15 protein-coding genes and 1 tRNA gene are annotated in these 24,776 nt (G+C 70.3%); 3 read left to right on the forward strand and 13 right to left on the reverse strand.

Annotated features, from left to right (window positions below; genetic code table 11):
• Positions 1 to 32: 32 nt before the first annotated feature.
• On the reverse strand, positions 33 to 1,013 hold the full coding sequence (locus ETAA1_RS09420; protein ID WP_238389401.1) for a polysaccharide deacetylase family protein: 981 nt from the start codon (positions 1,011 to 1,013) through the stop codon (positions 33 to 35).
• 430 nt (positions 1,014 to 1,443) lie between these two features.
• Here ETAA1_RS09420 and ETAA1_RS09425 point away from each other — a divergent pair, with 430 nt between their 5' ends.
• From ETAA1_RS09425 to ETAA1_RS09435, 3 genes are all read left to right on the forward strand, one after another.
• Positions 1,444 to 2,163, forward strand: coding sequence for a hypothetical protein (locus tag ETAA1_RS09425; RefSeq protein WP_145236779.1), 720 nt, complete (start codon positions 1,444 to 1,446; stop codon positions 2,161 to 2,163).
• 166 nt (positions 2,164 to 2,329) lie between these two features.
• Complete coding sequence (locus ETAA1_RS09430) at positions 2,330 to 6,718, forward strand: tetratricopeptide repeat protein (protein WP_145236782.1); 4,389 nt, start codon at positions 2,330 to 2,332, stop codon at positions 6,716 to 6,718.
• Between the two features lie 69 nt (positions 6,719 to 6,787).
• Positions 6,788 to 6,860, forward strand: a tRNA-Glu gene (locus tag ETAA1_RS09435).
• On the opposite strand, the gene ETAA1_RS33800 is transcribed toward ETAA1_RS09435, so the two are convergent.
• The 12 genes from ETAA1_RS33800 to ETAA1_RS33405 all read right to left on the reverse strand — a co-directional run bounded on the left by ETAA1_RS33800 (position 6,823) and on the right by ETAA1_RS33405 (position 24,450).
• On the reverse strand, positions 6,823 to 8,394 hold the full coding sequence (locus tag ETAA1_RS33800) for a tyrosine-type recombinase/integrase (protein WP_145244610.1): 1,572 nt from the start codon (positions 8,392 to 8,394) through the stop codon (positions 6,823 to 6,825). The two genes, ETAA1_RS09435 and ETAA1_RS33800, sit on opposite strands and share 38 nt — an antisense overlap.
• Complete coding sequence (locus ETAA1_RS09445; RefSeq protein WP_202920792.1) at positions 8,391 to 10,793, reverse strand: DUF3987 domain-containing protein; 2,403 nt, start codon at positions 10,791 to 10,793, stop codon at positions 8,391 to 8,393. Before ETAA1_RS09445 ends, ETAA1_RS33800 begins: the two co-directional genes overlap by 4 nt.
• Positions 10,790 to 11,068 carry a helix-turn-helix domain-containing protein gene (locus tag ETAA1_RS31780; RefSeq protein WP_202920793.1) on the reverse strand — a complete coding sequence of 93 codons (279 nt, stop codon included), beginning with the start codon at positions 11,066 to 11,068 and terminating at the stop codon, positions 10,790 to 10,792. The genes ETAA1_RS09445 and ETAA1_RS31780 overlap by 4 nt, the downstream gene beginning before the upstream one ends.
• Positions 11,069 to 11,152: 84 nt before the next feature.
• Complete coding sequence (locus tag ETAA1_RS31785) at positions 11,153 to 11,518, reverse strand: hypothetical protein (RefSeq protein ID WP_202920794.1); 366 nt, start codon at positions 11,516 to 11,518, stop codon at positions 11,153 to 11,155.
• Positions 11,511 to 11,756 carry a helix-turn-helix transcriptional regulator gene (locus ETAA1_RS09450; RefSeq protein WP_145236788.1) on the reverse strand — a complete coding sequence of 82 codons (246 nt, stop codon included), beginning with the start codon at positions 11,754 to 11,756 and terminating at the stop codon, positions 11,511 to 11,513. Before ETAA1_RS09450 ends, ETAA1_RS31785 begins: the two co-directional genes overlap by 8 nt.
• Positions 11,757 to 11,858: 102 nt before the next feature.
• The gene (locus ETAA1_RS09455; protein WP_145236791.1) at positions 11,859 to 13,586 is read right to left on the reverse strand and encodes a hypothetical protein; all 1,728 of its coding nucleotides are present in this window, start codon (positions 13,584 to 13,586) and stop codon (positions 11,859 to 11,861) included.
• 281 nt (positions 13,587 to 13,867) lie between these two features.
• A complete protein-coding gene (locus tag ETAA1_RS09460) occupies positions 13,868 to 14,488 on the reverse strand; it encodes a hypothetical protein (RefSeq protein ID WP_145236794.1) in 621 nt (206 codons plus the stop codon).
• Entirely contained in the window at positions 14,485 to 16,542 is a 2,058-nt protein-coding gene (locus ETAA1_RS09465) for a hypothetical protein (RefSeq protein ID WP_145236797.1), read from the reverse strand. Before ETAA1_RS09465 ends, ETAA1_RS09460 begins: the two co-directional genes overlap by 4 nt.
• Entirely contained in the window at positions 16,523 to 17,461 is a 939-nt protein-coding gene (locus ETAA1_RS09470; protein ID WP_145236800.1) for a hypothetical protein, read from the reverse strand. Before ETAA1_RS09470 ends, ETAA1_RS09465 begins: the two co-directional genes overlap by 20 nt.
• Positions 17,462 to 17,816: 355 nt before the next feature.
• Positions 17,817 to 19,190 (reverse strand): DUF1501 domain-containing protein, encoded by a 1,374-nt coding sequence (locus ETAA1_RS09475; protein WP_145236802.1) that lies wholly within the window; start codon positions 19,188 to 19,190, stop codon positions 17,817 to 17,819.
• 115 nt (positions 19,191 to 19,305) lie between these two features.
• Positions 19,306 to 19,716, reverse strand: a complete 411-nt coding sequence (locus tag ETAA1_RS09480) for a hypothetical protein (protein ID WP_145236805.1) — start codon at positions 19,714 to 19,716, stop codon at positions 19,306 to 19,308.
• A gap of 1,176 nt (positions 19,717 to 20,892) precedes the next feature.
• A complete protein-coding gene (locus tag ETAA1_RS33405; protein WP_145236808.1) occupies positions 20,893 to 24,450 on the reverse strand; it encodes a protein kinase domain-containing protein in 3,558 nt (1,185 codons plus the stop codon).
• Between the last annotated feature and the right edge of the window lie 326 nt (positions 24,451 to 24,776).

Below are 24,776 nucleotides of genomic sequence, written 5' to 3' on the forward strand. Positions count from 1 at the left end.
CACCGCGCCACACAGCTGGTCGCGGCAACATGTCACACGGCTTGAACATCATCGCTAACACTAAATCGCGGCAGGGTTTCCGTCTGCATCTCGCGTACGGCGTCGATGGCCCGGCGAAAGGGGTAGCCGGCCAGAAGATGGGTCAGTCGCTCCGTCGTCCTTCGGACGCCGACGTAAGTACGCCACCGGCTCAGGAAGCCGAGCGGCAGCCGTGGCTGGTCCGCGTCGAACTCCCACGGGTGGAAGTACAGCATCGCCAATCCCGTCGCCTGACGGAGACCGGCTCGCATCACTGCCGGCGGGAACAGACGGAAGTAGCCGCCGCCGGCGACCGGAAGGTTCATCCCCAGAACGCGATACGTCAGCGGTGGCAGCTCCAACAGCTCTCGCTCGCGGCCGACCGCGACGAACGGCGTTTGCGGAGCGTCGGGGATGCCGTAGCGGTCGTGGCGGATCGGGAAGATGGAACTGTCGTACTCGAAGCCGCACTCGGCGAGCACGTCCACAGCCCAGGCCGTCTTGCGGTCCACGCTAAAGGTCGGCGCGCGGAAGCCGTACACGCGCTCGCCGGTCACCTGCTCCAGTGCGTCCTTGCTGCGCAAAAGGTCGGTGCGGAACGACTTCGGATCGAAGCGGTGGACACGACTGTGGTCCCAACTGTGCGAGCCGATTTCGTGGCCTGCCGCGTGTATCGCTCGCACGAGTTCCGGCCTCGTGATCGCGATATCGCCGACGACGTAGAACGTCGCCTGCACCCCGGCCGCGGCGAGTTGATCCAGCAGGCGAAGGGTCACACTCGCCATGCGGGTCGAGTACTCGCGCTGCCGCTGGGGGCTCACATTCAACCCCGAGGCCGCCTCGATGCGGTTGTGCTCCTCGACGTCGAAACTGACGACGTAGGACGTGGTCGGGGTCGGGGTCGGGGTCGGAACCTGAGCCAAGTACGGTTCCGCTAGCGTCTGGATCGCCATGCTTCGAGTGTAGACCAGTTTACCGGTTGTGAGGAAGGTCACTCCTGGGAAAGACGTCGAACTGTACCCCGGCGCGAATGTTAACCCCCGGCATCGCCCCTTCGCGCCGCTGCTTCCGGGTGGCTTCAGAATGCCCGATCAGCTCAGCGCCTCCGCCCCGCCATTCTTGACGGAAGCGGATTCGGATTCAGTCCTTACAACCCGTGCAGCCGATACTGTGTGAAGGGTCGTTGCCCGGGCACGTGCCTCTTCCGGAAAACCGGGATTCGCGGGTGAAATGGGTTGACAGGTGGGGGTTCGTTCCGCTTTTCTAAACCCTAGCCCGCGGACGCCCGCACCGCCCGCACCGACCGGCCCCCTCAGCCGGTTCTCGGAACGCGGCCGGGACACGCCAGACCGGGTCGGTCTGGCCGTAGTTCCGAGCGGGGGGTATACCCGGACGTTCGAGACCCGACCCTGGAGCCCCGTCATCATGGTCCTTCGAAAACTCCGGTGGCTGGTCGCGGTTGTCGCCGCCCTCGCCGCCGGCCCGTCGGTGTCGGCGGCCACCATCATTCAGGTGCAAGAGGTCGGTGGCAGCTTTTCGCAGAGCTACACCCTGGCCACCCTGCCGACGTCGTTCAACACCACGAACTTCACCAACGTCCAGATTACGGTGACCACCAGCAGCGGCACCGGGGCGCAGACCAACCACACGCTCTCGACCACCCTCAACGCCCAGGCCGGCACCGGCTTCACCGCCGGCTCGGGTCTGACGGTGACGGTTACCGAGTCCGGGTTCCTGAACTCGAACCCGGACTCGGCCGGCTTCTTCGTGGGGAACGTCGGCACGACTGCGGCCTTCGCGTTCACCAGCAACACTGGCACGGCGAAGCTGGCCAGCACCGCCGGCACCACGAACCTGGGGCCGACCGAGGCTAAGGCCACGCCGTTCTCGGCCGGCTCCGCCGCGTTCGTCGACCCGGCCCCGGTGAGCCCGAACGTGTCGTCGATCCCGGACGCGTTCAGCATCCAGCAGGTGATCGACTTCCGCGTGGCATTCATCACGCAGACGAACGCCAGCTTCACCGCCGGTGTGAGCAACTCGGTATTCACCGAGACGCCCGCTGTGCCCGCCCCGCCGGCGCTGCTGCTGGCCCTCGCCGCGGTCCCGGCCCTGGGTCTACGCCGCGTGCTGGGGAAGAAGGCGTAACGCGGCGTCGGTGACGGGCTCCAAACACCCGGGGTGACACCCCCGGGTGTTTTCGTTTCGTTCCGCCGCCGGGGGCCCCATTCCACCCCTGGGCACGGTGTGCTACGGTAACAGCGGAGGCCGCACAGGCCTCCTCTTCGTTCCGTCCGGACTCCGGGGGCCGCCCGTGCGTCGTGTGCTCAGCCTGAATCGCCTCGGCATTCTTCTCGGGGTCCTGGTCGTCGTCGTCGCCTCCGCCGTCGGCGTCCACGCCGTCCAGACCGAGCGCCAGGCGGCAGTGCTGAAGACGCGCGCCGAGAAGGCCGAGCAGGAGGGAGCGGCCGATCCCGAGAGGCTCGCCGACGCCGCCACCTACTACAAGCAGTACCTCAAGTACCGCAAGACCGACGAGGAGGCGTTCACCCGCTACGCCAGCCTTCAGCAGGCCCGCGCCAAGACCGACAACAAGCACACCGAGGCGGCCGCCCAGGCCGTCGAAGAGTTCCTCCGCCAGTTCCCCCATCACGCCGACGACCGCCGCGCCGTCGTCGACCTGTACCTGAAGCTTGGCAAGCCGGCCAACGCCCTCTCGCACATCGAAATCCTTCTGGCCACGCCCGCCGGCAAGGACGACCCCGACCTGCTCGACAAGGCCGCCACCTGCGAGCTCGCCGAGAACGACTTCGCCCGCGCCGTCGAGCGGCTCGACCGGGCCGTCTCCGCCACCCCGCACCGGGCCAAGCCCGAGATCGTGGCCCGGCTGCTCGGCCTGCTTAACAGCAACAAGAACTACGCCAACCCGGAGCGCACCCCGGAGCGGTACGTCGGCATCCTCCTGGACGACGAGCCGTACCGCGACGACGTGAAGGCCCGGGTGCTCGCCGCCCGCTACCTGCTGCTGAAGGGGAACGTGAAGGCCGCCCGCAAGGAGGCCGAGCACGCGCTGACGCTGAAGGACGGCCTGACCAGCGCCGAGGCCCGCATGGCCATGGCCGAGATGGAAATGGCCGACCTTCGCGGCAAGCCGCCGGAGGGGATCGCCGAGCAGTTGAAGAAGGCCGAGGACCAGCTGTGGATGGCCGTGAAGAGCGAGCCGAAGAACGTCGCCGCCGGCATCATGCTGTCGCAGATACTCGCCGACCAGGCCCAGCGCGGCAAGGCCATCGACGTGCTGCGGGCCGCCGCCGACGCCCTCGGCGAGACGAACGACCAGTACCTCCTCGTCGTGGACCGGCTGCTCGACCTCGGCGAGCTCGACCAGTCGGCGAAGCTCACCGAGAAGCTGGGGCTCAACGAGGCCGACCGCGAGCGGATCGTCAAATACCTGAACGGCCGGCGGCTGGTGGTGAAGGGCGATTTCGCCGCCGCCCGGCCGCTACTCGAGGACGTGGCGCCGCTCCTGGCCCGCGTGCCCGACTTCCAGAAGAAGGCACTCACCGGCCTGGGCCAGTGCTACGAGTCGCTTCAGAACCCCGACCGGGCGCTGGCGTCGTTCTCCGACGCGCTCAAGCTCGACGCGGCGTACCTGCCGGCAATCGTCGGCCAGGCCGAGGCCCTCCTGCGGCTCGGCCGCGTCCGCGACGCCCTGCCGCAGTACCGCACCATCGTTACCGGCTACAAGCTGACGATGTTCCGTCCGCAGTTGGCCCGGCTGGAGATGCGTGCGGTCATCGCCCAGCCGCCCGCCAGCCGCAACTGGGCCGACTTCGACAAGGCCGTCGGCCCGCCCCCGCGCGACTTTCAGACCGAGCTGCTCGTGGCCGACTCGCTGATCGCCCGGAACGAGCGCGGCAAGGCCGTGGTGCTGCTCAACGAGCTGCTGAACAAGGACCGCAAGAACGCCGCCGCGTGGGTGGCCCTGGCCCGCGCCCGCGCCCCGGAGAGCCCCGACGCCCTCGGCAAGACGCTGGTCGAGGCCGAAAAGGAGGTCGGCGACACGGTCGAGCTTCGGCTCGCGAAGGTTCTCGGCGCCATGTTCCGCGGCCGCCGGCCGACGGTGGACGAACTCCGCGTCGCCCTCGCCGGCGCCGAGAAGTTCAGCCCCGCCGACCAGAACCGCCTTCTCCGTGGCGTCGGCGAGGCGTCCGCCCGGCTGGCCGGCGTCGCCCCGGAGTTGGAGGCGAAGCCGCTGAACGAGTTCGCGCTCGAGTGCTACGAGCGCGCCGCCGCCGTGGACCGCACCGACCTGCTCTCGCGAATGGTACTCGTGGACCTGGGGCAATTGCTGAACAAGCCGGACGCGATCAGCCGGGCGCTGGCCGGGTTGGCCGCGGTCGAGGGCGAGAACGGCCCGATCGGCACGCTCGGCCGCGTCATCATCGAGCTCCCGAAGGTCCGCGACATCGCCGACCGCACGACCCGCGCCCTGGCGGCACAGCGGCTCCGCGCCCAGGCCGTCGCCGCCCGCACCGTCCGCCCCGGGTGGGGCCGGGTGTACGTCATCCTCGCCCGCATCGACGAGATGGAAGGCCTCACCGACTCGGCCCTGGCCAACTTCCAGGCGGCCATCGAGCGCGGCGAGCGGGACGAGTACGTCGTCCGCCGGGCGGTCGATCTGCTCCGCGACAAGAAGCTCGACGACCTGGCCGCGGGGCTGCTCAACGGCCTGGCCGCGGAGGTGCCGCTGCCCGAGGACCTGGAGCGGTTCCGCACCGTGCAGAACCTGCTGAACCGCGACATCGCCGGGACCGAGCGGAGCACCATCGACCGCATCGCCCCCGGCACGCACAACGACTGGCGGGTGCTGCTGCTGCGCGGGCAGCTGCTGGCCGCGACCGGGCAGGACGAGGACGCCCTGAAGGCGTTCCGCGACGCGGTGTTCTACGGCGTCGCCATCCCGGAGGCGTGGGGCGCACTGGTGGCGCACCAGGCCCGCCTCGGCCGCACCGACGACGCCCGGAAGTCGATCGCCGACGCCGAGGCGCTCCTGGCCAAGAGCGCCCCGCCGGACGCCGCCAAGCGGGCCGAGCTGATCGACACCCTGGCGATGTGCCACGAGCTGGTGGGCGACCTGCCGACGGCCGAGCAGCGGTACGCCCAGGCGGTCGCGGCGGCGCCGCAGGAGCTGAATCCGATCCGCCAGCAGGTCCTGTTCCTCCAGCGGTCGGGGAAGGGGGCGGCGGCCGAGGCGATGCTGCGGCGGCTGGACACCGGCCCGGCCGGCGACGCGGCCCGGTGGGCGCGGCGGCACCTGGCGCTCACCATGCTCGCCGGCGGCGACTCGTACCAGTATCGCAACGAGGCGCTCGCCCTGATCGAGAAGAACGTGAAGTCCGACGCCGCGGCGGCCCCGGACGCCGAGGACATCAAGACGAAGGCGATGGTGCAGACGGTGGACCCGCGGACGCAGGCCGAGGGGATGCAGAAGCTGAACGAGTACGCCCGCTGGGGCAACCTCACGCCCGACGAGTTCGTCCACCTCGGCAAGCTGTACTTCGACCAGGGGAAGGTGTTCCAGTCGGTCGAGTTCTTCGAGAAGGCCACCCGCAGCCGGGCCGGCGTGAACCCCGAGCACCTCGCCGTGCTGACGCGTGTCTACCTGAGCACGAACGACGTGGCCCGCGCCAAGCAGTCCGTGGCGCGGCTGAAGGCGATCGCCCCGCGGTCGTGGGCGGCGGCGCGCGAGGACGCCCGGGTGCTGGCCCGCGAGGCGACCGCCGCCGACAAGGCCGCCCGGCCCGACGTGGCCACGAAGGCCCGCGCCGACGCCAAGGCCCGCGTCCTCGACTTCCCCGGTGCGACGGCCCGCGACTTCGTCGTCACCCAGAGCGGCCCGCTGTTGCAGGAACTCGGCTTCTTCCCCGAAGCGGAGACGCTGTACACGCGCCTCCAGAAGGAGAGCCCCGACTCGCCGGCGGCCGTGGCCGGGCTGGCGCAGTTCTGGATCGGCCGGAAGCGGACCGACGAGGCGCTGCGGCTCGTCAAGGAGTTCGCCGACAAGGGGCCGCCGGTGCTGGTGGCGCAACTGATGACCGGTGCGGTGCGGGCGAAGTCGCCGGGGTCGGCGGCCGAGCGCGAGGTCGAGGCGTGGCTCGACGCCCGGCTGACGAAGACGGCCGACCCGTTCGAGCAGCTGGCGCTGCTGGGGGCGAAGGCCGAGTTGCTCGACGCCCAGCGAAAGTACGACGAGGCCATCGGCGTGTACGACACGGTGCTGGCGCGGGCGAAGGCGCTGCCGCCGGCGGAGCAGAAGCGCTACCCGGTGGACACGTACAAGAACAACCTGGCGATGCTGCTGGCGCTGCACCGGCCGCGCGACGCCGACCGGGCGATCGCGCTGATGACGGAGGTGATCACGGCCCGCGGCCCGCGGCCGGCGTACCTCGACACCCGGGCGGTGGCGTACCTGGTGAAGGGCGGCCGGACGAACGACGCGGTCGATGACTTGAACCTGGCGCTAATGCAGCAGCAGTCGGCGGTGTATCTGTTCCACCTGGGGTGGGCGATGGACCAGGACCCGGTGACCCGCGGCCGCCGCGACGCGCCGCTTGCCGAGGCGAAGCAGCTCGGCCTGACGGCGGAAGACCTCCACCCGCTGGAGGCACGGAAGTTCGCGGAGCTGTACCTGCCGCGGTAGCGGCCGCCTTGCCGGGCGGGGTGCGAACGCTAAGTTATTTGGGTCGGTCCAGGCGAGTGCCAGCGACGTGGCCCTGTCGTCTAGAGGCCTAGGACACGACCCTTTCAAGGTTGAGACCGGGGTTCGAATCCCCGCAGGGTCACTGAGTCAGACGGACGTGAGAAGACCGGGGCGGACTCGATCGGACAGAACGCTTGCCCTGTAAGCACTTCTGCCGATCTTGTCCGCCCCGGTCGTTTTGCGTCCGCTCCCGTCTGCGTCGGAATCTGCGTCGTCGCTGCGTCGGATTCTGCGTCGCCCTTCGACGCCACCGCCGCCGCCCGCTCGAACAGGTGGTCGGGCACCCGGGCGTAGTGGCGGAGCGCCACCTCGGGCGAGTGCCCCAGCCACTCCGTCACCGCCGAAATCGGGAACTCGGCCAACAGGTCCGTCTCGCAGCTCGCCCGGAGCTGGTGGAACAGCTTCGGCCACGGCGTCAGCCCGGCCCGCTTGATGATCCGCAGGAACTGCGTCCGCAGGTTGATGTTCACCCACTCCGCCGGCCCCTCCGCCCGCGCCCGCTGCTCGTCGGCCCACGTCCCGCTCACGACGTACACGGTGCCGGCGGGGGCGAGCTCGGCCGCGTCCTCCAGGTACGGCCGCAGCGCGGCGAAGATCGGCGCGACGCGGTACGCCTTCCCCGTGGCGTTCTCGGTCTTCGGGTTCGGAACCATCATCCGCCCGCCGGCGAGGTCCACGTCGGCCCACCGCAGCTTCAGCGTCTCGCTGGGGCACCGCAGCCCGCCGAACCGCGACAGCGCGATGATCGTGCGCCACACCGGCGACGCGAACCCGATGGCGCGCACCACGTCGGCGGCGGTGACGTAGACCTTGCGGTCGGCCGGGAGCGGGGATGCGGCCTTCACCTCCGCGAACGGGTTGGCGGGAACGAGCTTCTTCTTCACCGCGAACGCGAAGATCGATCGGCATCGCCGGACGCGGCGGGCCACCGTCGCGCCGGCCAGCCCCCGCCCTTTGAGGTGGTCGAGGAAGCGCTCGCCGTGTGCGCTGGTGAGCGTGCGGGGGTCGGCGTCGGCGCTGAAGAACCCGAGGAGGTCGTTGGTGATGGTGTTGTGGTTGGTCTGCGTGCCGCTCTTGTTCTTCGCTTCCTTCTCGGCCGCGTAGAGCGCCAGCAGCCCCGCCAGCATCACTGCCTTCGGCCGCTCGGCCATCAGCCCCACGGCGGCAAGCTTCTCGGCGAGGTCGTCGGGAATGCTGGCTGTCCACGCCGCCGTCTGCGGATCGACCGGCGCCCCGGCGGCGATGCTGCCGACCAGCGCCTCGACCCGGAGCTTGACCGCGGCGGCGACCTTCTGCGTCACCTTCCCGAGGTAGATCGTCTTCCGCCCCCCGCCGGGGGCGGCGAACAGGATGCGGACGTTGCCGCCGTTGTCGGTGCTGATGCTGGCCATCGAGTTGTGCCCTTCTGAGAACGGCCGGCCGGCGGGTGCGGTTCTCAGGTCGCATCCCGCCGGCACGGCCAAAGGATGGTGAATCATACCGGCGGCCACCGCGGCGCGCCAGCTCGGTAGTCGAACGCTCCCGCCCGCCGCCACCCGAAGCCGTCCCCAAAGTCCCCCGAGTTCGGCCGCGGCTGGTGTCGTCGTCGCCGAGCTCGGGTGACTTTGGGGGCTCATTCCCAGGTGGCGCGGTTCCAACTCGGGTTCACCTCGTACGTCTCGGGAATCGGCCCGGGGCGGACGTTCTCGGGGCGGTTCACGGGGCGGATGTAGCCGTGGTCCACCAGCAGCGCGAACACCGGCGTCAGCACCGCCGCCGAGGCCACGTCGCCCTTGTCCTTGACCCACTGAAACGCTTGCGTGCGGGTGAACGCCGCCACCTCGGGGTGGCGCACCAGCCGCGCCAGGAGCCGCCGCGCAACGCGGCCCGACTTGTCCGCCCACCCGCGGCCGTGGGCGCGGGCGGCGTGCGCGATGAAGTAGTCCACCAGGGCCGACGCGCCGGCCACCACGTCCACGTCGATCGGTTCCTCGGACCCGCCCGGCCCGCAGACCCGGCGGACCGACCACAGCAGCGCCGCGAAGCGGGCGCCGTAGCCGCGGAGCTTGGACAGCACGCCGCGGAACGGGTCGGACGTGTCCAGGGCGTTCATCCGGGTGGCGACCGCGTCGGTAAACTCCTGCCACGCCGTCCGCGCCATCGGGCTGAGCCGCACGAAGTAGGGCCGGTAGTGCGGCGTCGAGCCGGGGCCGTCCGTCTCGGGGACCATCTCCATCCCGAGCAGGTCGAGCACCACCTCCGCGTACCCGACGGCCAGCGCCTCGGGGACCGTGGCGAACGTCTCGGCCACGGCCGGCAGCGGGTCCGGGAACGAGAACAAGAATCGGTCGAGGAACCCGTCGCCGGGGGCGTCACCGTGGCGATTGTCGCCGCGGAGCTCGGCCAGGGCGTCAGGGCACAGCATCCCGCACACGGCGACGAACGGGTGCGGGATCACCAGCGGCCCCGCGGCGTGGTCCTTCGCCCGGTTCACCTTCGCCGTCGCGCCGGCCCAGGCGCTGAGCCAGAACTGCCGGTCGGCGCCCTTCCCGCCCTTGTACTGGTCCATGCTGCGGACGAACGCGGACAACTCGTCCTTCACCACCGCCACGCCGCGGGGGTTGTCGGCCAGCACCTTCGCCGCGGCCTCGGTGGTCGTGTCGTCGAGCGTGGCCTGCCGAAGCACCGGCCGCCGCGGCGGCGTCGGCGGCTCGCCCTCGCACCCCCCGGTCTTCCACTCCTTCATCCGGGCGGCGTGGCGGTCGGCCTCGGCGTCGAACAGCGACATCTCCTTGCGGTGCGCGTCGGCCCACACCCGCTCGGCCTTGACCAGCGGCGCCCGGGCGCTCCCCAGGGACGCCGACTTGGTGCTGCCGGGCGGCGCGACGACGACGACCCAGAGCAGCGGCACCTCCGTGTACCCGGGCTTCACCTCCGCCGCCCGCGACCGGCCGACCGCGGCCCCGAGGAGAGTCAACCCCGGCACGGCGACGTAATCCACCGGGACGTGCAACGACTCGGCCGCGGCCCGCCAGTAGTCGGCCACCTTCTCGGGGAAGACGGCGAGCGGGAACTCGGGGACCGGGGGGAGGGTCGGCAGCGGCACCGGCGGCGCCCACCCCGGGGGCGGCGTCTCGGCCGACTGGGCGGAGCTCGCCGCACGACCACCACCACCGTCGTCGGCGTCGAGTAGGTAGCCGCGGGGCTTGCCGTAGTCCCTCGTGGCGGCGTCCGCCGCTTTGTGGGCGAGCTCGGCCTCGGACCACGGGGGCGTACAGCGCGGGTTGTAGTCGTCGCGCAGCAACCGCAGCACCACGTCGTCGGGGAGGGCGAACCCCCAGGCGAGTGCCCGGGCCACGGCGAACGTCTGCCCGTGGCCGTCCTGCCCGCTCACCGCCCCGTCGCATTTCTTGAGGTACGCCCGCGCCCGCTCCTCCGCCCCCGGCCGGGGCGTGGCGGTGAGCTTGAGCGATGTACCGCGCACCCACGCCAGCAGCCACGCCGGCGCGTCGGCGGGGTCGCGGGCATCGGTCCAGGCGTAGGCGCCGATGGCGTTGGCCGACGGCGGCGCCACGAAGTAACCGCCCTCGCCGCGAACGTCGATTCTGAGCCCGCGGTGGTTTTTGCGGTTCGTCAGCGGCACCCCGTCGGCCGGCCAGTTGAGGACGAGGTGCGCGCCCCCGGAGCCGGACCGGCCGCGGCGCGTCGGCGGCACGGGGCCGTGCTCGTCGATCAGCCGGGCCAGGTCGGCCAGCCCCGCGTCGCCGTCGGGGCCGAGCATCCAGATTCCCGCCGCGGCGCCGGTCGCCACGCCGACGTTGGCGTCCGGCCACTTCCGCCACCAGCCGCGGATCGTCACCTCGTCGATGGTGGCGTCCTTGACGCCGTGCGCGGTTCGGGGGTGCTTCCCGACCTGCGCGCAGTCGGCTTTGCGACAACTACAGCCGCCGTTCACGGGGTTGTGAAGTGCGAGCACGGGCCAGCCGCGGGCGGCGTAGGCGATCGCCGCGGCGAGCAACGCGTTGGGCGTGGTCACTGGCCACCCCCTTCCGCGTCGTGGCGCTGGACGTGGCCGCTCGCACGGGCGGCCAGCCACGCCCGCATCGTGGCCAGGTGGTACATCACCCGCCGGCCGATCTTGATCCGCCCCACCCGCTCGCCGCGGTCGGCGAGCCGGCCGAGCGTCTTCGCGCTGAGCCCGGACAGCCGGGCGGCCTCGCACTGGTCCACGGCCAGACGGTCGGGGGTGTTGGGCACGCCGCCGTGCCGCTCGGGAGCCCCGGGGCGGGGCGTGTACGGGTTCGTGGTCATGCAGTCTCCGGGGCCGGGACGCGCCCAGCTGAATGAGTGATGGAAGTAGCGGCGGCCGGCGAAGGTGCCGGCCGCCGCTGGGGGTTAGTCGATGTCGTCGAACAGGTCGCGGGGCTGGGGCCGGTTGACCAGCAGGCGGCCGATCATGTTGAAGGCGTCGGCGGTGAGTTCCGTACGGCACCAGAGCTCGACCGAGCCACACGCCCGGCGGTTGCGGGCCGACTTCTTTGACAGCCGGTTGCCAGCGGGGGCCGGGACGGGTCGAATCCACCCCTTGCGGTGCGCGAGCGAGAAGGCGATGCCGACGAGCTTACCGTTGCCCTTCCGCAAGCCGGCCAGTTCGTCCGGCAGGACGGCGTCGTCGGCGCTGATGATCGGTTGGCGAAGCGCGGCACGGGTCAGAAGGTACAGCCGCCCGAGGAGCGTGGGGTTGGGGGTGAACTCAGCCACGGGTCACCCCCTTCCCGGCATCGGGGACAGGGCAGCCGGCGACGATCCACTCCAGGACAAGCTCCCGGTGGTAGCGGACGAGCCGACCGATGGTAAACCGGCCGGGGACCGCCCGCTCGGCGTCGAGCCGCCGGGCGGTCCGGTCGCTCACCTTGATCAGCTTGGCAACGTCGGGGAGGTCGAGGCTGGCGTCGGCCAGGGCGTCGAGTACGGGGGGAACGGGGTCGTGGGTCGGCATTGTGCCGCCTCATCGGGCCGCACGACCGGACCAGGGCACCCGATGTACCCCGTGGCCGGCCGTTGCATGCCAGATAGGCCGCACACCGGAAGTCACACTTCGTTAGGTACGCGTTACGTCGGACGTAACGTGGGTCACTTCCCAGCCGGCGACATTCCTACAAGGGTCTTCAGTCGGTCGGTACACGTATCCGCTCCCGCTACCGTCGGGCTGGATGCACCGGATGAGGTGATCGTAAAGATCGGGGTGGCCGTGCTTATTCAGGTCTTCGCGAGCCGTATTGATCCGCTTGAGCGTCGCGGTCGGGGCGCTCCGGCTCTTGACCACCTTTTTCGGTTCGCCCCCATGCGTGTTCTCTCTCAGGTAGGCGTCGATCTGGGTCAACTCGTCGGTGGTTTTCGCCAGTGCGGCTCTCGAGTCGTTTAGCTCAGCCTCGGTGCCGCCATCGGCGATCTCGGCCAGGTACTTAGCACGGTTCTCTGTCTGCACTCGTTTGCGTTCGAGCAATTGTGCCGTCGCCGTCGAGTCGGATTTCTCCAGCGGGAGCGGTGGCCGTTCCACTAATCCGGCCTCGTTGGCCAACTCTCTTGTCGTACTGCCACCTCTACCCGAGGTCTGGCGTCCCGAGCGATGGCGTGACTTGCCGTGAAGGTCATCTGCGCTCACTGACTTGTTCGGTTGCTGGAGGAGTTCGGCCAAGTCGTGATACCCGCCCAAGAGTGGTCGGGTACGGGTGAGGCCGAACGCGGTGATGCTGACGGTGTCGGCCTCGAAACGGATAGCGAACTTGCCTTTAACTCGAGACGCCTCCTTACCCCCCTCCCGCTCCTCACTCTGGCCACGACAGAGATCGTCATGGTCCGATCCCCCCGAGCTGTCCCGCTGAGGCTGTGCTGAATCGTCGATTTGCTTATAAACATCGATCAACCTGCTGATCGGCCAGTCGCACGCATTTTCACCACCGGTTGACAGTTTATCGACTACTGTACGCAGAAACAGGATATCCGTGTCCGGGCCGTGAACCCGCTCCATCTCGGCGAATAGCTCCCGACTACCGGGGAAACTACCGAGATAGATCGTACCTTCCTGCTCGATCTGCGTCTCGATTGTGTTCCAAGTAGCAGTGTCAGTGGCGTGTTGATCTCGAAGCTTGAGGAGAGAAGCACGCCTGCGTACTCTCCGCTCGGCGTACTCCAGGAATTCACCGACGGTCTTGGGCTTTGGGATTACGTTGCCCTGATCGTCGATCTGTTCGTCGGCGTCGAACTCAAATTGGAACAAGGTTGGATAATCTGGGAAGAGAGACCTCCGCTGCAGTCGAAAGCGTCGGAGACACACTTGCGGCAGTTCGTCGATCAGGCTGTTGAGTCGGCTGTTCATGCCCTGCAACAGTGTTTGCGCGATTTCCCGCGATAGCACCGTCTGCAGAGTTTTCACCACTCCATCTCGATCGCGTCGCCGGGCGAAATTGAGAAGTTGTGCGAGTCTGTAGAGGGCGGGTTGATTGATGTGGGCCGTTTCGTCGGTGTACGCCCCGAGGTGATCCCAGAGGTCGGCGAGTGCCTCCGCAGCGGTAAGCAGCGCATCGGCCCTCTCAGCAACCCACTGGTCATGCGGGGGGGCGGAGAAGTGAAGGTTGTAGAGGCGAGCCGCCCGCACCGTATCGGCTGACTGCGCCGTCATCGCATGGAAGCGACTCAGGAACTCAGCGTAAGCGCCTTTGCGACGGGCTTGCTCTTCCAGCTCCCGTTCCTTTTGTTCCACCATTACGGCATGATCAACCGTGAAGTGCTTCGGCACGACATGTTCATTGGACATGCTGGCACTCACGGCGCCGGGCCGGTCGGCCGGTGCCGTCGGTGAGTGCGACGACGACCCCGGCCGACCGCGTAGAGCTGCCCGGGGATCAGTCGGGCCGCGACCCAGCATCACCATTTTGGCGAGAGATTGGCGGTGGTGGAAGGCCGGTTGCGGGGTCGAGATGGCTGGCAAGGTCGGCCACGGACGCCACCGCAGCCTTTTAGGGTGCCAAGACGAATTTCCTGCGCCGGTGCCCAGCCGGTCTATGGCGTGAAGCCCCACACTTCCGACCCCCCCCAGGTGCCGGAGCGTCAGGAGTCATCCCCGCCGGGGTCGCCGATCGTCATCGCCCACCCGGCGAGCCGGAGCGGGACGAGCACGACCACGCCCAGGATCAACAGACCCGACAGATACGGCAGGTCGGCGCCGATCTGGGGGAACACGTCCCACACCGACTGGCCGTGCGCCAGGGTGTCCCGCCACCGCAGCCCGACGATTCCCAAGTACGCGGCCACCCACCACAACACCAGCGTGCCGACCGACGGCCAGATGGTCACGGGGATCGTGAGGCGGAACGGGTCGTGTTGGCCGTCGATCACCACCACCCGCAGACAAACCGTCGTCGGCAGCGGGCTGAGCTTGCCGGTGGTGTGGCCGATGTACTCGGCGTGGTATGTTGGCGCCGGCCCGCTGCCGACGCGGTGAGCGGGGACCACGGGGAGCAGCGGCGGCTCGGCCGTCACCTCGATCCGTGCTCTCGAGACGGGCGGGACGACGCGGACGACGAGCGTCCGCCCGGCCCGGACGTGGACGCGGCGCCGGCCCATGTCCGGGCACCGGCCGGTGCGCAGGATGATGTCGAGCCGGGCCGGCCCGCGGAGCCGCAGTGACGGCGGAGGGTCGGGGGCGGCGGTCGGGTCGGCGGGCGTCACGCCTTCCCCTTCGGCAGCCGCCAGGCGTCGATCCAGCCGAGCAACTCCCGCGACAGCTCGGCGAGGTAGTCGCGGAACGCGGTGTCGGCGGCGGTGTCGGTTTCCTTCGCGCCGGCCACCTCCGCCGACGCGGCCTGTAGCCACGGCGTGAAGGCCATCAGGGCGTGCAGGTGCCGGGGCTCGTAGGGGACGACGCGCACGTCCCGGCCTTCCTTCTCGGCCTTCTCGTAGGCGTCCTTCGTCGCCTGCCCCTTGAGCGCGGCCTCACCATCCTGCCGCAACAGGACAAGCCGGTTGATCGGGCAGGGGTTGAGCTTGAAGTACGTCAGGCGCTGCCGCAAGTCGTAGGGCTGGCCCTTCGCCTGCCCCAGCCATGCGGCGATGCCGAGCCCGGGCTTGTTCGGCCCGTCGGTGCGGATGACCGTGAGGTAGCCGTAGGCGCCGAGCTTGGTGTTGGTGACGAGCTCGACCTTCTGCCACGCCCCCGACCCGGTGAGCCGGTGTTGGTGGAGGCACTGAAGCCAGCCGTCGAGCGCGTTCTGCACCTTCGGGATGAACGGCGTGCCGACCGACTCCTCATTCTCAATGTCCCGCTCGGCGCGGACGAGCATGTCCTTCCACAGCTCGGCGAGAACTCGTTTGAGGTCGCGGGGCGGCGGCGGTGTCGGCGGCAGCGTCGGGCCGGGACCGATCGGCGCGGGCTTGTGGACGATGTCGTCGTAGCGCTTGCCCATCGCCCGCAGGCACAACCGGATGCTCGGCTCCGCGGCGAACTTCTTCACGTCCTTTGCGTCGAACGGGAACGTGTCGTCGAGGCCGGTCAGGTCGAGGTCCGAGTAGTGGACGCGGAGGCGCTGGCGGATCAACTCGACGACGACCCCTGGCTCAGCCTTCACCGGCATGTATAGAGCCGACTTTGACGGGCGACCGGGGAGTATGAATGGTTGGGTTAGCCGCTCCCGGACATAGCCTTCTGCGTTGTTCAGCAAATCCTGCCAGAAACCGAGCTCCGCGAAGATCAGGAGGCAGACGTTTCGCAACTCGTTGATGAACTTGGCGGTGGAGTCGGAAAAGAACGCCTTGTTCATCCGCTCCTGTTCTTTGTCCGGCGAGTTGACGTAGTCCTCGAGTTGGTCGAACACCACCACCACGGGGATCGACAGGTTGGCCAGCAGTTCGAGCCACGTCTCCAGCAGCCGCCGGCCGAGATTGCCGGCGTTCTTCACGTTCGCCGGGGCGTCCTCGATGTCGCCCTGGTGGAGGTCTTGGAAGGGTTCGCGGTCGTCGAGCAACACGACCAGGGCGAGCCGGCCGTAGAGTTCCTTGCGGAGCCAGCCGACCACGTCCTTCGACTCGGTCCGGTCGAGGTGCTGAACGACTACCCCGAGCGCCGTCTCAGGTTTAATGCGCGCTTCGTCCACAGCCCCGCGGATCATATCGGGGGTCGGGTGCTTCACGCCGCACGCCTGCACCAGCTTCTCAACCGCATCGAGCCGTGCCTGCGTCTGGGCGCCGCCGCCGATCCCAAGTTTCGACCAGAACCCGCCGGCCGGGGTCAACTCGGCCCGCTGGTGGGGGGCCAGCTGGCGGAGGGCTTCGCCGAGCAGCCTTGCCGTGAGCCGGCCGGCGATGTCACCGAGTAGGCGCCCGCCGTCGCCGCGGTGGGCGAGGAAGTGGTTGACGATCTGCCACAGGAGGTAGTCGATCGCGTCCATCCCCGGGGACAGCCGATCGACGACGACGAGCAGCGTCTCGTCGCCCGCCTCCGCGGCCTGCCGTCGGAGCTCGGCCCGGAGCGTGTGGAACAGGTGCGTCTTCCCGGCGCCGCGGTCGCCGATCACCGGGTACGCCCGGGTGGTGGCGGTGCCGGCCCGGTACTGGCCGATGACTTCCAACAGCTCGGCGAGCTGGGGCGCGGCGAACGCCGGCACGCCGCTGAGGAGACTTTCCTCCGCGGTGCCGACGGTCGTGACCTGGGACGCGAACGGGTTCACGCCCTGCCGCAGCCGGTCCAGCGCGGCGGCCGTCGCGGGGTCAGCGGGCGGGCTGGGCATAGTACATCACCTTGTGCGAGACGAAGAGGGCCAGTTCCGGCCGGGGCATGTCGTCGAGCATCCGCGACCACCCGCTCAGCCGGATGAGGTTGGCGTCGTCCAGCGCCCGCAGGGTGTCGTGAAACACGCCGATGGTGAGCGTGGGGTGGCGGCGCTCGAGGGCATCGTACAGCTCGCCGAAGTCGCAGCCGACGGCCCGGTCGCGGTTCGACTGATCGACAAGGCTGACGATGTCGTCGCCGATCGCCTTCGCGTCCGTGCCTGCCGGGGCGGGAGCCGGGATGGCGGGCGGCGGACTGGCCGAAGCGCCGGTACTCCGCTCCGCTGCCAGCGTGGCCTTCTCAATCGCTGTGTGCAGTGTCGCTAGCACCGGCGCCGGGTCGGCTACCGTTGTCGCCGGCGGCGGGAGCGCGGCGACCACCTTCTGATGCAGTCCGTCGAGCGGTTCACGGAGGGCTGCAATCAACTTCTGTTGGAGCCCCTCGAACGCTTCGCGGATCGCCGTGACGCACGCCGCGGTGGCGTCGGCAACGGCAGCCCGGAACGCTTCGGGGTTGGGCGGGGGTGGCGCGGCGCCGAGCTGCTGGACCGCGGGGAGTAGTGCCTCGAGCGCTGCCTTCGGGCTGATGGCATCGAGCACGAACTTTTGGCCCGCCGACGTGAGCCGTGCCAGCGTCACCGGCATGATCTTCGTTTTCGACTTGCCGCGGGTCGTGGTCGTGACGGTTTGAGACTCCGTGAACTCCTCGAGGAGTCCGTGCTCGATCGCTTCCGCGCCCGCTTTCTTCCCGGCGGCGTTACCCGGGAACAGCCCCGGCGAAGGGGTCTTTACACCCTTCGCCACTAACGGCTGCGGACCGGAGAGGGCGGCGTTGAGCCCGGCCACCAGGACCGGGTCGGGCGAGGAGGCATCGAGCACGGATCACACCCCGTGTGAGGAGCGGGCGGCGGGATGCGTCTGGGTGAGCCGCCGGGCGTTGAGGTGTCGATTGTGCGCAAGAGGCGGCGAGAAGGCAAGAACTTGCCAAGACGGGCGGACGAGTTGACTGGCGGAAAGCTGTGGCGAAACTTCGACGTGGGACGACCATGTCCTGACGACCTCGGTCGCGGCCGACTTTTTTGGTGTCGGGTTTTGTCCGGCGGCCAGCCCTGCGGACTTCGCCGCGATCGTTTTCAGGTGTTCGGTTTTGTTCGGCGGCGAGCTTCGCGGGTGCGACCGCGGCACCGCAGAGCCCGGGCCCGGCGGCGGGTGTCGGACGGTCGCAACCCGCGGGTTACACCAGCTCCCGGATGGGGTCGGCGTGGTCGAGCAGGTGCTGCGGGCGGCCGGTGGGGTCGAGGAGCGTGGTGCGGCCGGCGGGGATGCCGAGGCAGTGGTACAGGGTGGCGAACACCTCCTGGTACGACACCGGCCGGGATGCCACTTTCCCCCCGAGCCGGTCCGTCTCGCCGACCACGACCCCGCCCCGGATGCCGCCGCCGGCGAGCAGCGCCGGCCCCACCTCGGGCCAGTGGTCCCGGCCGCCGTCCTTGTTCACCCGCGGGGTCCGGCCGAACTCGCCCCACGCCACCACCGCCACGTCCCCGAGCATCCCCCGGTCGGCCAGGTCTTCGACAAGGGCGGCGAGGGCGTGATCGACGACCGGGACGAGGTTCCGCATCCGCGGGAAGTTCTTCGAGTGGGTGTCGAAGTCGCTGAACGACACGCTCACGCACCGCACCCCGGCCTCGACCAGCCGACGGGCGAGCAGCAGCTTTCGCCCGGCCGCCTCGCCCTCGCTCGTGACCGACCGCTCGCCCCCGCCCGGCGGCGGGACGTACCGGGCCTGCACTCGGGCCGGCTCCTTCCCGAGGTCGAGCGCGGCGGCCAGCCGGCCGGACGTAAGCACCGCCAGCGCCTGCCGGTTGAAGTCGTCCACCGCGGCCATCGTGCCGGTCGCGTCGAGGTCGCGGCGGGTATCGTCGATGCCGGCGAGCAGCGCCGCCCGGTCGTCGAGCCGGTCGAGGGTGAGCCCGTCGGCGAGCGTCAGGCGGACGGCGTGGTGCTCCCCCCGGGCGGCGAGTTCGGCCTTCATCCCGGCTTCGAGCTCCCGCGGGAACAGCGCCGACACGTCCGGCCGGAACGGGGCGGCGGACGGGCCGAGGAACCCGGGCCGGGCGCTGTTCCGGACGAACGGCCGGCCCTGCATCACGTCGACGAACGCCGGCACCGGGTCGGCCGGCGAGCCCCGCAGCTTCGCCACCACGCACCCGAGCGCCGGCCGCCCGCCGACGGTCCGCAGGTCGGCCGCCGGGAAACCCGACTGGCACTGGAAGGCGTCGTGCGCCCCGGCCGACCCAACGAGCGACCGCACGAACGCGAACCGGCCGGCGGCGCGGGCCACGTTCGGCATCAGCTCCGACACCCGGACCCCGGGCAGGGCTGTGGCGATCGACCTGAACTCGCCGCGGACCTCGGCCGGCGCGTCCGGCTTCGGGTCGATGGTGTCGTGCTGCGGCGGGCCGCCGTCGAGGTGGACGTTGATGACGGCCTTCACCGATGTGGACGACCCGAGGGCGGCCTCGGCCCGGAACAGGTCGGCGAGCGACAGGCCGAGGAAACCGGACGCCCCGGCGACGAGCGCTCCGCGGCGGGTGGGGGTGGGCATGGGTGCGGTCCGCGGGTGGGAAACGCAGGCGGGACTTAATTCGACCCGAACCGGAGGCAAAATGCAACATCCCGCCCGAACGCCCCGGCGTCGGTGAGTGCCTCTCCCGTCGCCTCTACCCGCGGCGACGGCTCCCCACCCCCCGCGGCCGGTACTGCGACCGGTAAACCAGCCGGCAGCACCGCCGGCACCCGAGCCGATCCCGGCCCACGATGAGGAACAGCAGCCCGCAGCGGCGGCCGCACCCGGGACACGCCCACCACGTCCGCTCGCCGCCGTGCGCCGCGGGCGCCTTCACCGTGCAAACGCGATAGCGCTGAGGCTCCGACGGTTGGCCGGCCAGCGCGGCGAGTATCCCGCGGCAACCCGGGTGCCTCACGGTCACGCTGTCGTCGTCGTTCAGTGCCCACTCGACGACACGGGCGCCGACGCTCAACCTGCCCCAGAACTCGCCTCCCGAGAAGTCCCGGGGGCCGTCACGGGAGATGCGCCAGGCGGGGCGGACGTACTCGACGAACAGCGGCATGGGTGGCCCTCCGATCCACGCTACAGGGTACTCCGATATCGGGTTTTTTCAGGACGGCGCGGCCTTACCGCCGCACCTGCGATCGCCGTGGGAATCGAGGCTTTTGTGAGAATTTATGAGCGTTCAGGGCGTCGAAATCAAAAGCCGTTCACTGCCTTTCGATACCGGCTTGCAACTTCGCCAAACCGGCGCCACGGATAGTCTTTGAAAGGTGCAGCCAGCACGCCGCGACCGCGGTCACGTCGGGGTCGGTGTCCCCAGTGGTTGTGCAACAGTTCGGTCGTTGCCCCGCTTCGGTCCTGATCCTTATTCGCCCTCTGACGAGCTTCTCACTCGGGGGATTTTGGGGACGGTTGCGGGGGCGTCAGCCGAAACTCGTCGATGCCTCCCGCGCCGATTCCCCGGCGAGGTTAGTGGGGGGTAATTCGGCCCGGGTGGTGGCATCGACCCGGGCGAAGTTAGAGTGCCACAAGGGGTACTCGCCGCCGGCGTGGCGGGCGGGGTCAGTTGTCCTTCTCCGTGGATCGTCGGAGTGCCACCCGGAGCCCGCACCCGGGGCAGCCGACCGACAACCTGCTGTGAGACCAGATCATCCTGGACCGGCACGTCGGGCAGTTCATCCCGGCCGGCGGCCGCCAGCACGCCCACCCGCATCCTCCCGCCGTGCAGTACCAGAACCGGGAGTACGCCGCCCCCGTGCGCACCTTCACCGTCCCCAACCGGCACCGGGGGCAGTTCCTCGACCACGCCACCCGCGGCCGGGACCGGCAGAAGAACGCCACGCTCATGTTGCGATACCGGGAGCGACGGCCACGACACGGTCCGTGCTGGCGGGGTTCACATCTGGGATTGTAACGTGTCCGCGCCGGGATCAGAATGTGCGTGCGGGTGCGGTGAACGGGGCGGCGCTGATGAGCCGGGGCCTGGGCTCGGAGATGGTGAACGTGTGGCACGGGCCGAAGGGGTGGGTGCCGGGGCGCTTCTCGTCCCGCGGGTCGGCCGCCGCGGCATCACCGCCCCCGGGCCATGCCCCGCCCCGTCTCCCAGCCCGGGGGGCAAGCGTGACGCCGATTCGCATGACCGATCGTATAGCCCGGGTCAGAATTAGGCGAAGAATCGGTTGCTAGCCGCTGCGCGGCGGACGGACCAAGAGCAAGATAGTAAAATACTAAAATACTAATCAATCAAAGTCCTGAAGAGGCGGAACCCGTTCGTGCTGAGGCCGGTGGTCGGCCGGTAGATGATGCGGTGCGCACACCTCAGGCCGGCCGGCGTGAGGTTGAACGAGCCACCCCGGAGAATGCGGTTTGAACGCTCGTTAATCTCAAGATACTGTGCGTTCTCCCGGTCCTCCAACACCCCCGTCGCGTACCCCAAACCCGGGTCCTCGCACCACTCCAGCGCGTTACCCAGGGCGTCGAACAACCCCAGGTCGTTCGGCTTCAACCGACCCACTGGCCACGCCCGCTCGTCCGCGTTCTTGTAACCCCAGCCGTAAAACGCCAGCAACCCGTCCGGCCGCCCGAAGTACCGCGCCGTCCCCGCACCCGCCCGGCACGCATACTCCCACTCCACCTCCGTCGGCAGACGATACCCCGTCAGACCGAGATGCCCCTTCCGCATCCTCATCCCCTCGTCATACTCCTTCTGCGCGTTCGGCTCGTAACACCACTGCTCCTCCGGGATTCCCTCCTTCTCACTAAGCCAGTTGCAGTATTCCGCCGCCACATACCACATCACCCCCACCGCCGGCGAGTCCCGGTCCGGGCTGTACTGCTTCACCCACGAATAACCCGGCCGGAACCGCAGGAACTCCGCCACCGTGACCTCCTTCGTCGCCACTGCGAAGGTGCGGCCGATCCGCTTCCGGTGCGCCGGTTCACTCACCGCGTTCCGCCCCGGCTCCGACGCCGGCGAACCGAGCGTCAACTCCTTCGGACCCCGTATGACAGAGAATGTCTGCCCTGCCCCGGTCACGTACCAGTCCTTCGCCGTCTTCCCCGGGTCGCCACCCTTCGCCGCCCCAGCCAGCCCGGCGTCGATCGCCACCAGTTCCGCCGCCTGCCCCCACCGCTGCCGCAGCAGCCAGTCGATCGACCCGTGCAACCCCGGGTCCGGGTGGTCCTTGTACAGCGCCAGCAACTCCCCCGTCAGACCCGCCCGGTCCGCCACCGCCGCCGGCGGGAACTCCCCCAGCGCCAGCAGCAAGGCCCGCTTCGCCGACACGTCTGCCACCGCCCGGAATCGTCCGACCAGCGCCCCCGCGTCCACCCCCACACCCGCCGCCCGGTGGACCAGCTCGCTCCGCGCCGTCGGGTCGCCGTCCTTCGGGTAACCGAACAACGGCCACACCGGCTCCGCCTCGCCCACCGCCAGCAGAACCGCCGCCGCGTTCGCCTGCCGACGGGCCTGCGCCACGTGCGCCTCCTCGACCCCGGTCGCCGGCTCCACCACCCGCAGCACGAACCCGCCGGTTCCCTTCAAGGAAGAGGCGTACACCGTGTAGGTGTCGTCGCCGGGCGGCGAGTACCGCAGGGACGAGTTCGTACCGCCACCCCCGTCGTCGTCCGCGGCCAGTTCTTTCCCCGACTTGTCGCGGACCGCCAGGTACGAATCGAAGTCCGCGCTCTCCAGCCTCAACTGGTAGGTCTTCCCCCCCGACAGCCGCACCTCGAACTGCTTCGCGGCCAGCATGCCAACCTGCTTGCCAATGACAAACTTCACCCGCGGGTCGGCGGCGGCGATCGCCCCCTTCTGCTCCATCACCACCCTGTCTTCGGGCACCACCACCCGCCGGCCCAGCTCCGCCGTCAGGAGCGGCACCACCGCCAAACGGTTCCTCGCCACGGCTTCGGCGAACAGGGCGTGGTGTCGGGCGTCCACCGTCACCGCCAGCTCGGCCAGGTCCGCCGGCCGGTCGGCCGCGTAGCGGGCCAATAGGTTCGCCGTCAGGTCGAACCCCGACGCCTCGGCCACCAGCTTCGACTCGTCCAACTTCCCGCCCCGGATGAGTTCACGGGACGCGGGGTAACGCTTCACCAGCGCCGGGAGCAGCGCCCCCCGGACCGGCTCCAGCGCCGCCGACCACGCCACGAACTCGACCGGGTTGGCCTTCACCGACGCCTCCGCTACCCCCGGGGCGAGCCCGCCCCACCGCGGGTCGGTGGGAGCGAGCCCGGCGAGTGCGGACGCCGCTCGCACCCGCTTCCCCGACTCCGCCGCCTCGTCCGCCAGCACCGCCCAGAGCGGCGGGGCGACGGCCGCGGCGTGCGACTTCAGGGCGTCACGGATCGTGAGCAGTTCCGCCGGCTGGCACGCCGGCAGGTATGCGGCCAGTTCCGCCGCCCGCTGCGGCTCGTCGGGGAGGAGCGCCAGCCGGGCGTGGAGCCCTGCCTTCGTGGTCACCGGCTGAGCGGCCAGCTCGACCAGGTTCGGCCGGGCCAGGTCGCGCAGGTCGGCCAGGTCGCCCACGATCCGCGGCAGCACCCCCGTGTCGGCCCCAGCGAGTGAATCGACGAGCGCCGCCGCCCGGGTTTCCCGTTCGGTGGCGATGCGGTCCTGCTCCCGCTGTCGCTGCACCTGCACCGCCGCAATCCCGCCGCCGACCGCCACCAGCACCACGACGCCGGCCAGCGCCAGCTGCACCCGCCGCCGCTTCCGCTGCTCCTCGGCCTTCGCCTCGGCCGCCGCCCGGTCGCGCTCGGCCTGCCGCAGCCTCGCATCCACCCCCTCCCGGTACGCCGCCAGCTCCGCCGCCACCGCCGTCCCGTCGGCCGGCCGCCCCTCCGGCCGCGGGCTCAGGCACCACTTCGCCAGCGACACCAGCTCGTCGTCGGCCCCGCAGGAGTCGAGCCGGGCGTACGCCCCGGACAGGTCGCCGGCCCGGGCCTTCGCCATCACCTCGGCCACCCCCGACCCGGTGAAGGTCCGCGACCCGGTGAGCACCTCGCACAGGACGCCGCCGAGGGCGAACACGTCGGCCCGGGCGTCCACGTCCTCGCCGCGGGCCTGCTCAGGGGCCATGTACGCCGGCGTGCCCATCACCGCCCCGGCCACCGTCAGCGCCGCCGCCCGGACCTCCAGCGCCGTCTCCCGCACCCCCGCGGCGTCGGCCGGCCGCTCCTCCTCCCGCTCCCGGGCCAGCCCCCAGTCCATCACCTGCACCTCGCCGAACGCCCCGACCATGACGTTCGCCGGCTTCAGGTCGCGGTGGATCACCCCCTGCGAGTGGGCGAACCCGACCGCCTGGGCGATCTGCTCGACGACGCCGACGAACCGCGGCCGGTCGTCCGCCGGGTCCGGGCGGTCGGCCAGCAGCGCCGCCAGCGTCCGGCCGCGGACGAGCTTCATCGCCAGGAACGGGGAGCAGTCGGCCAGGGTGCCGAGCTCGTAGGCCGGCGGGATGCCGGGGTGGGCCAGCCGGCCGGTGATCCGCGCCTCCCGGACGAACCGCTCGGCCTCCTCGCCCGCCTCGTGCCCGGGGAGGAGCACCTTGACGGCGACCTCACGGCCGAAGGCGAGGTCAGTGGCGGCGAGCACCCGGCCCATGCCGCCGCGGGCGATCTCGCCGGTGACGGCGTACCCGGGCACGTCGAGCAACCCGTCTGGCCGCGCCCCCGCGGGCCGGCTACTCGGCCGGGTGCCGGCGGGGTCAGGGGCGGGGGCGGGAGTGTAGTCGCCGGTGGCGACGGGGTTGCGGATCGGTGCGTCCGGCTGCGTCCGGTCTTGCGACATCGGGGCGACCTCGGGGAACCGCCGATGCTAACACGACGGAACGAGGCCGGCAACGGGCTTGACTCGCCGCGACGCGGCTGCGGATGCGTGAGTGAATGCGGTGGCGGGCCGGCCCCCCTGCCGCACCATCGACCGGCAAAACCGCGACGGGTGAACGCACGGCCCGGCGTCGGTCCGCGAGGCTTCAACTATGGGGACTTTGGGGACGGTTTCACCGGGCAACGACCCGAGTTCGTCGTCACGCCTCCGCCCAGCTCCCCGCCGCGACCATGGCGAGAATGGCCCGCCGGATCGGCTCGGAGAGGGCGGGCCCCGCCGCGGCCGCG

Source organism: Urbifossiella limnaea (genome assembly GCF_007747215.1).
GTDB lineage: Bacteria > Planctomycetota > Planctomycetia > Gemmatales > Gemmataceae > Urbifossiella > Urbifossiella limnaea.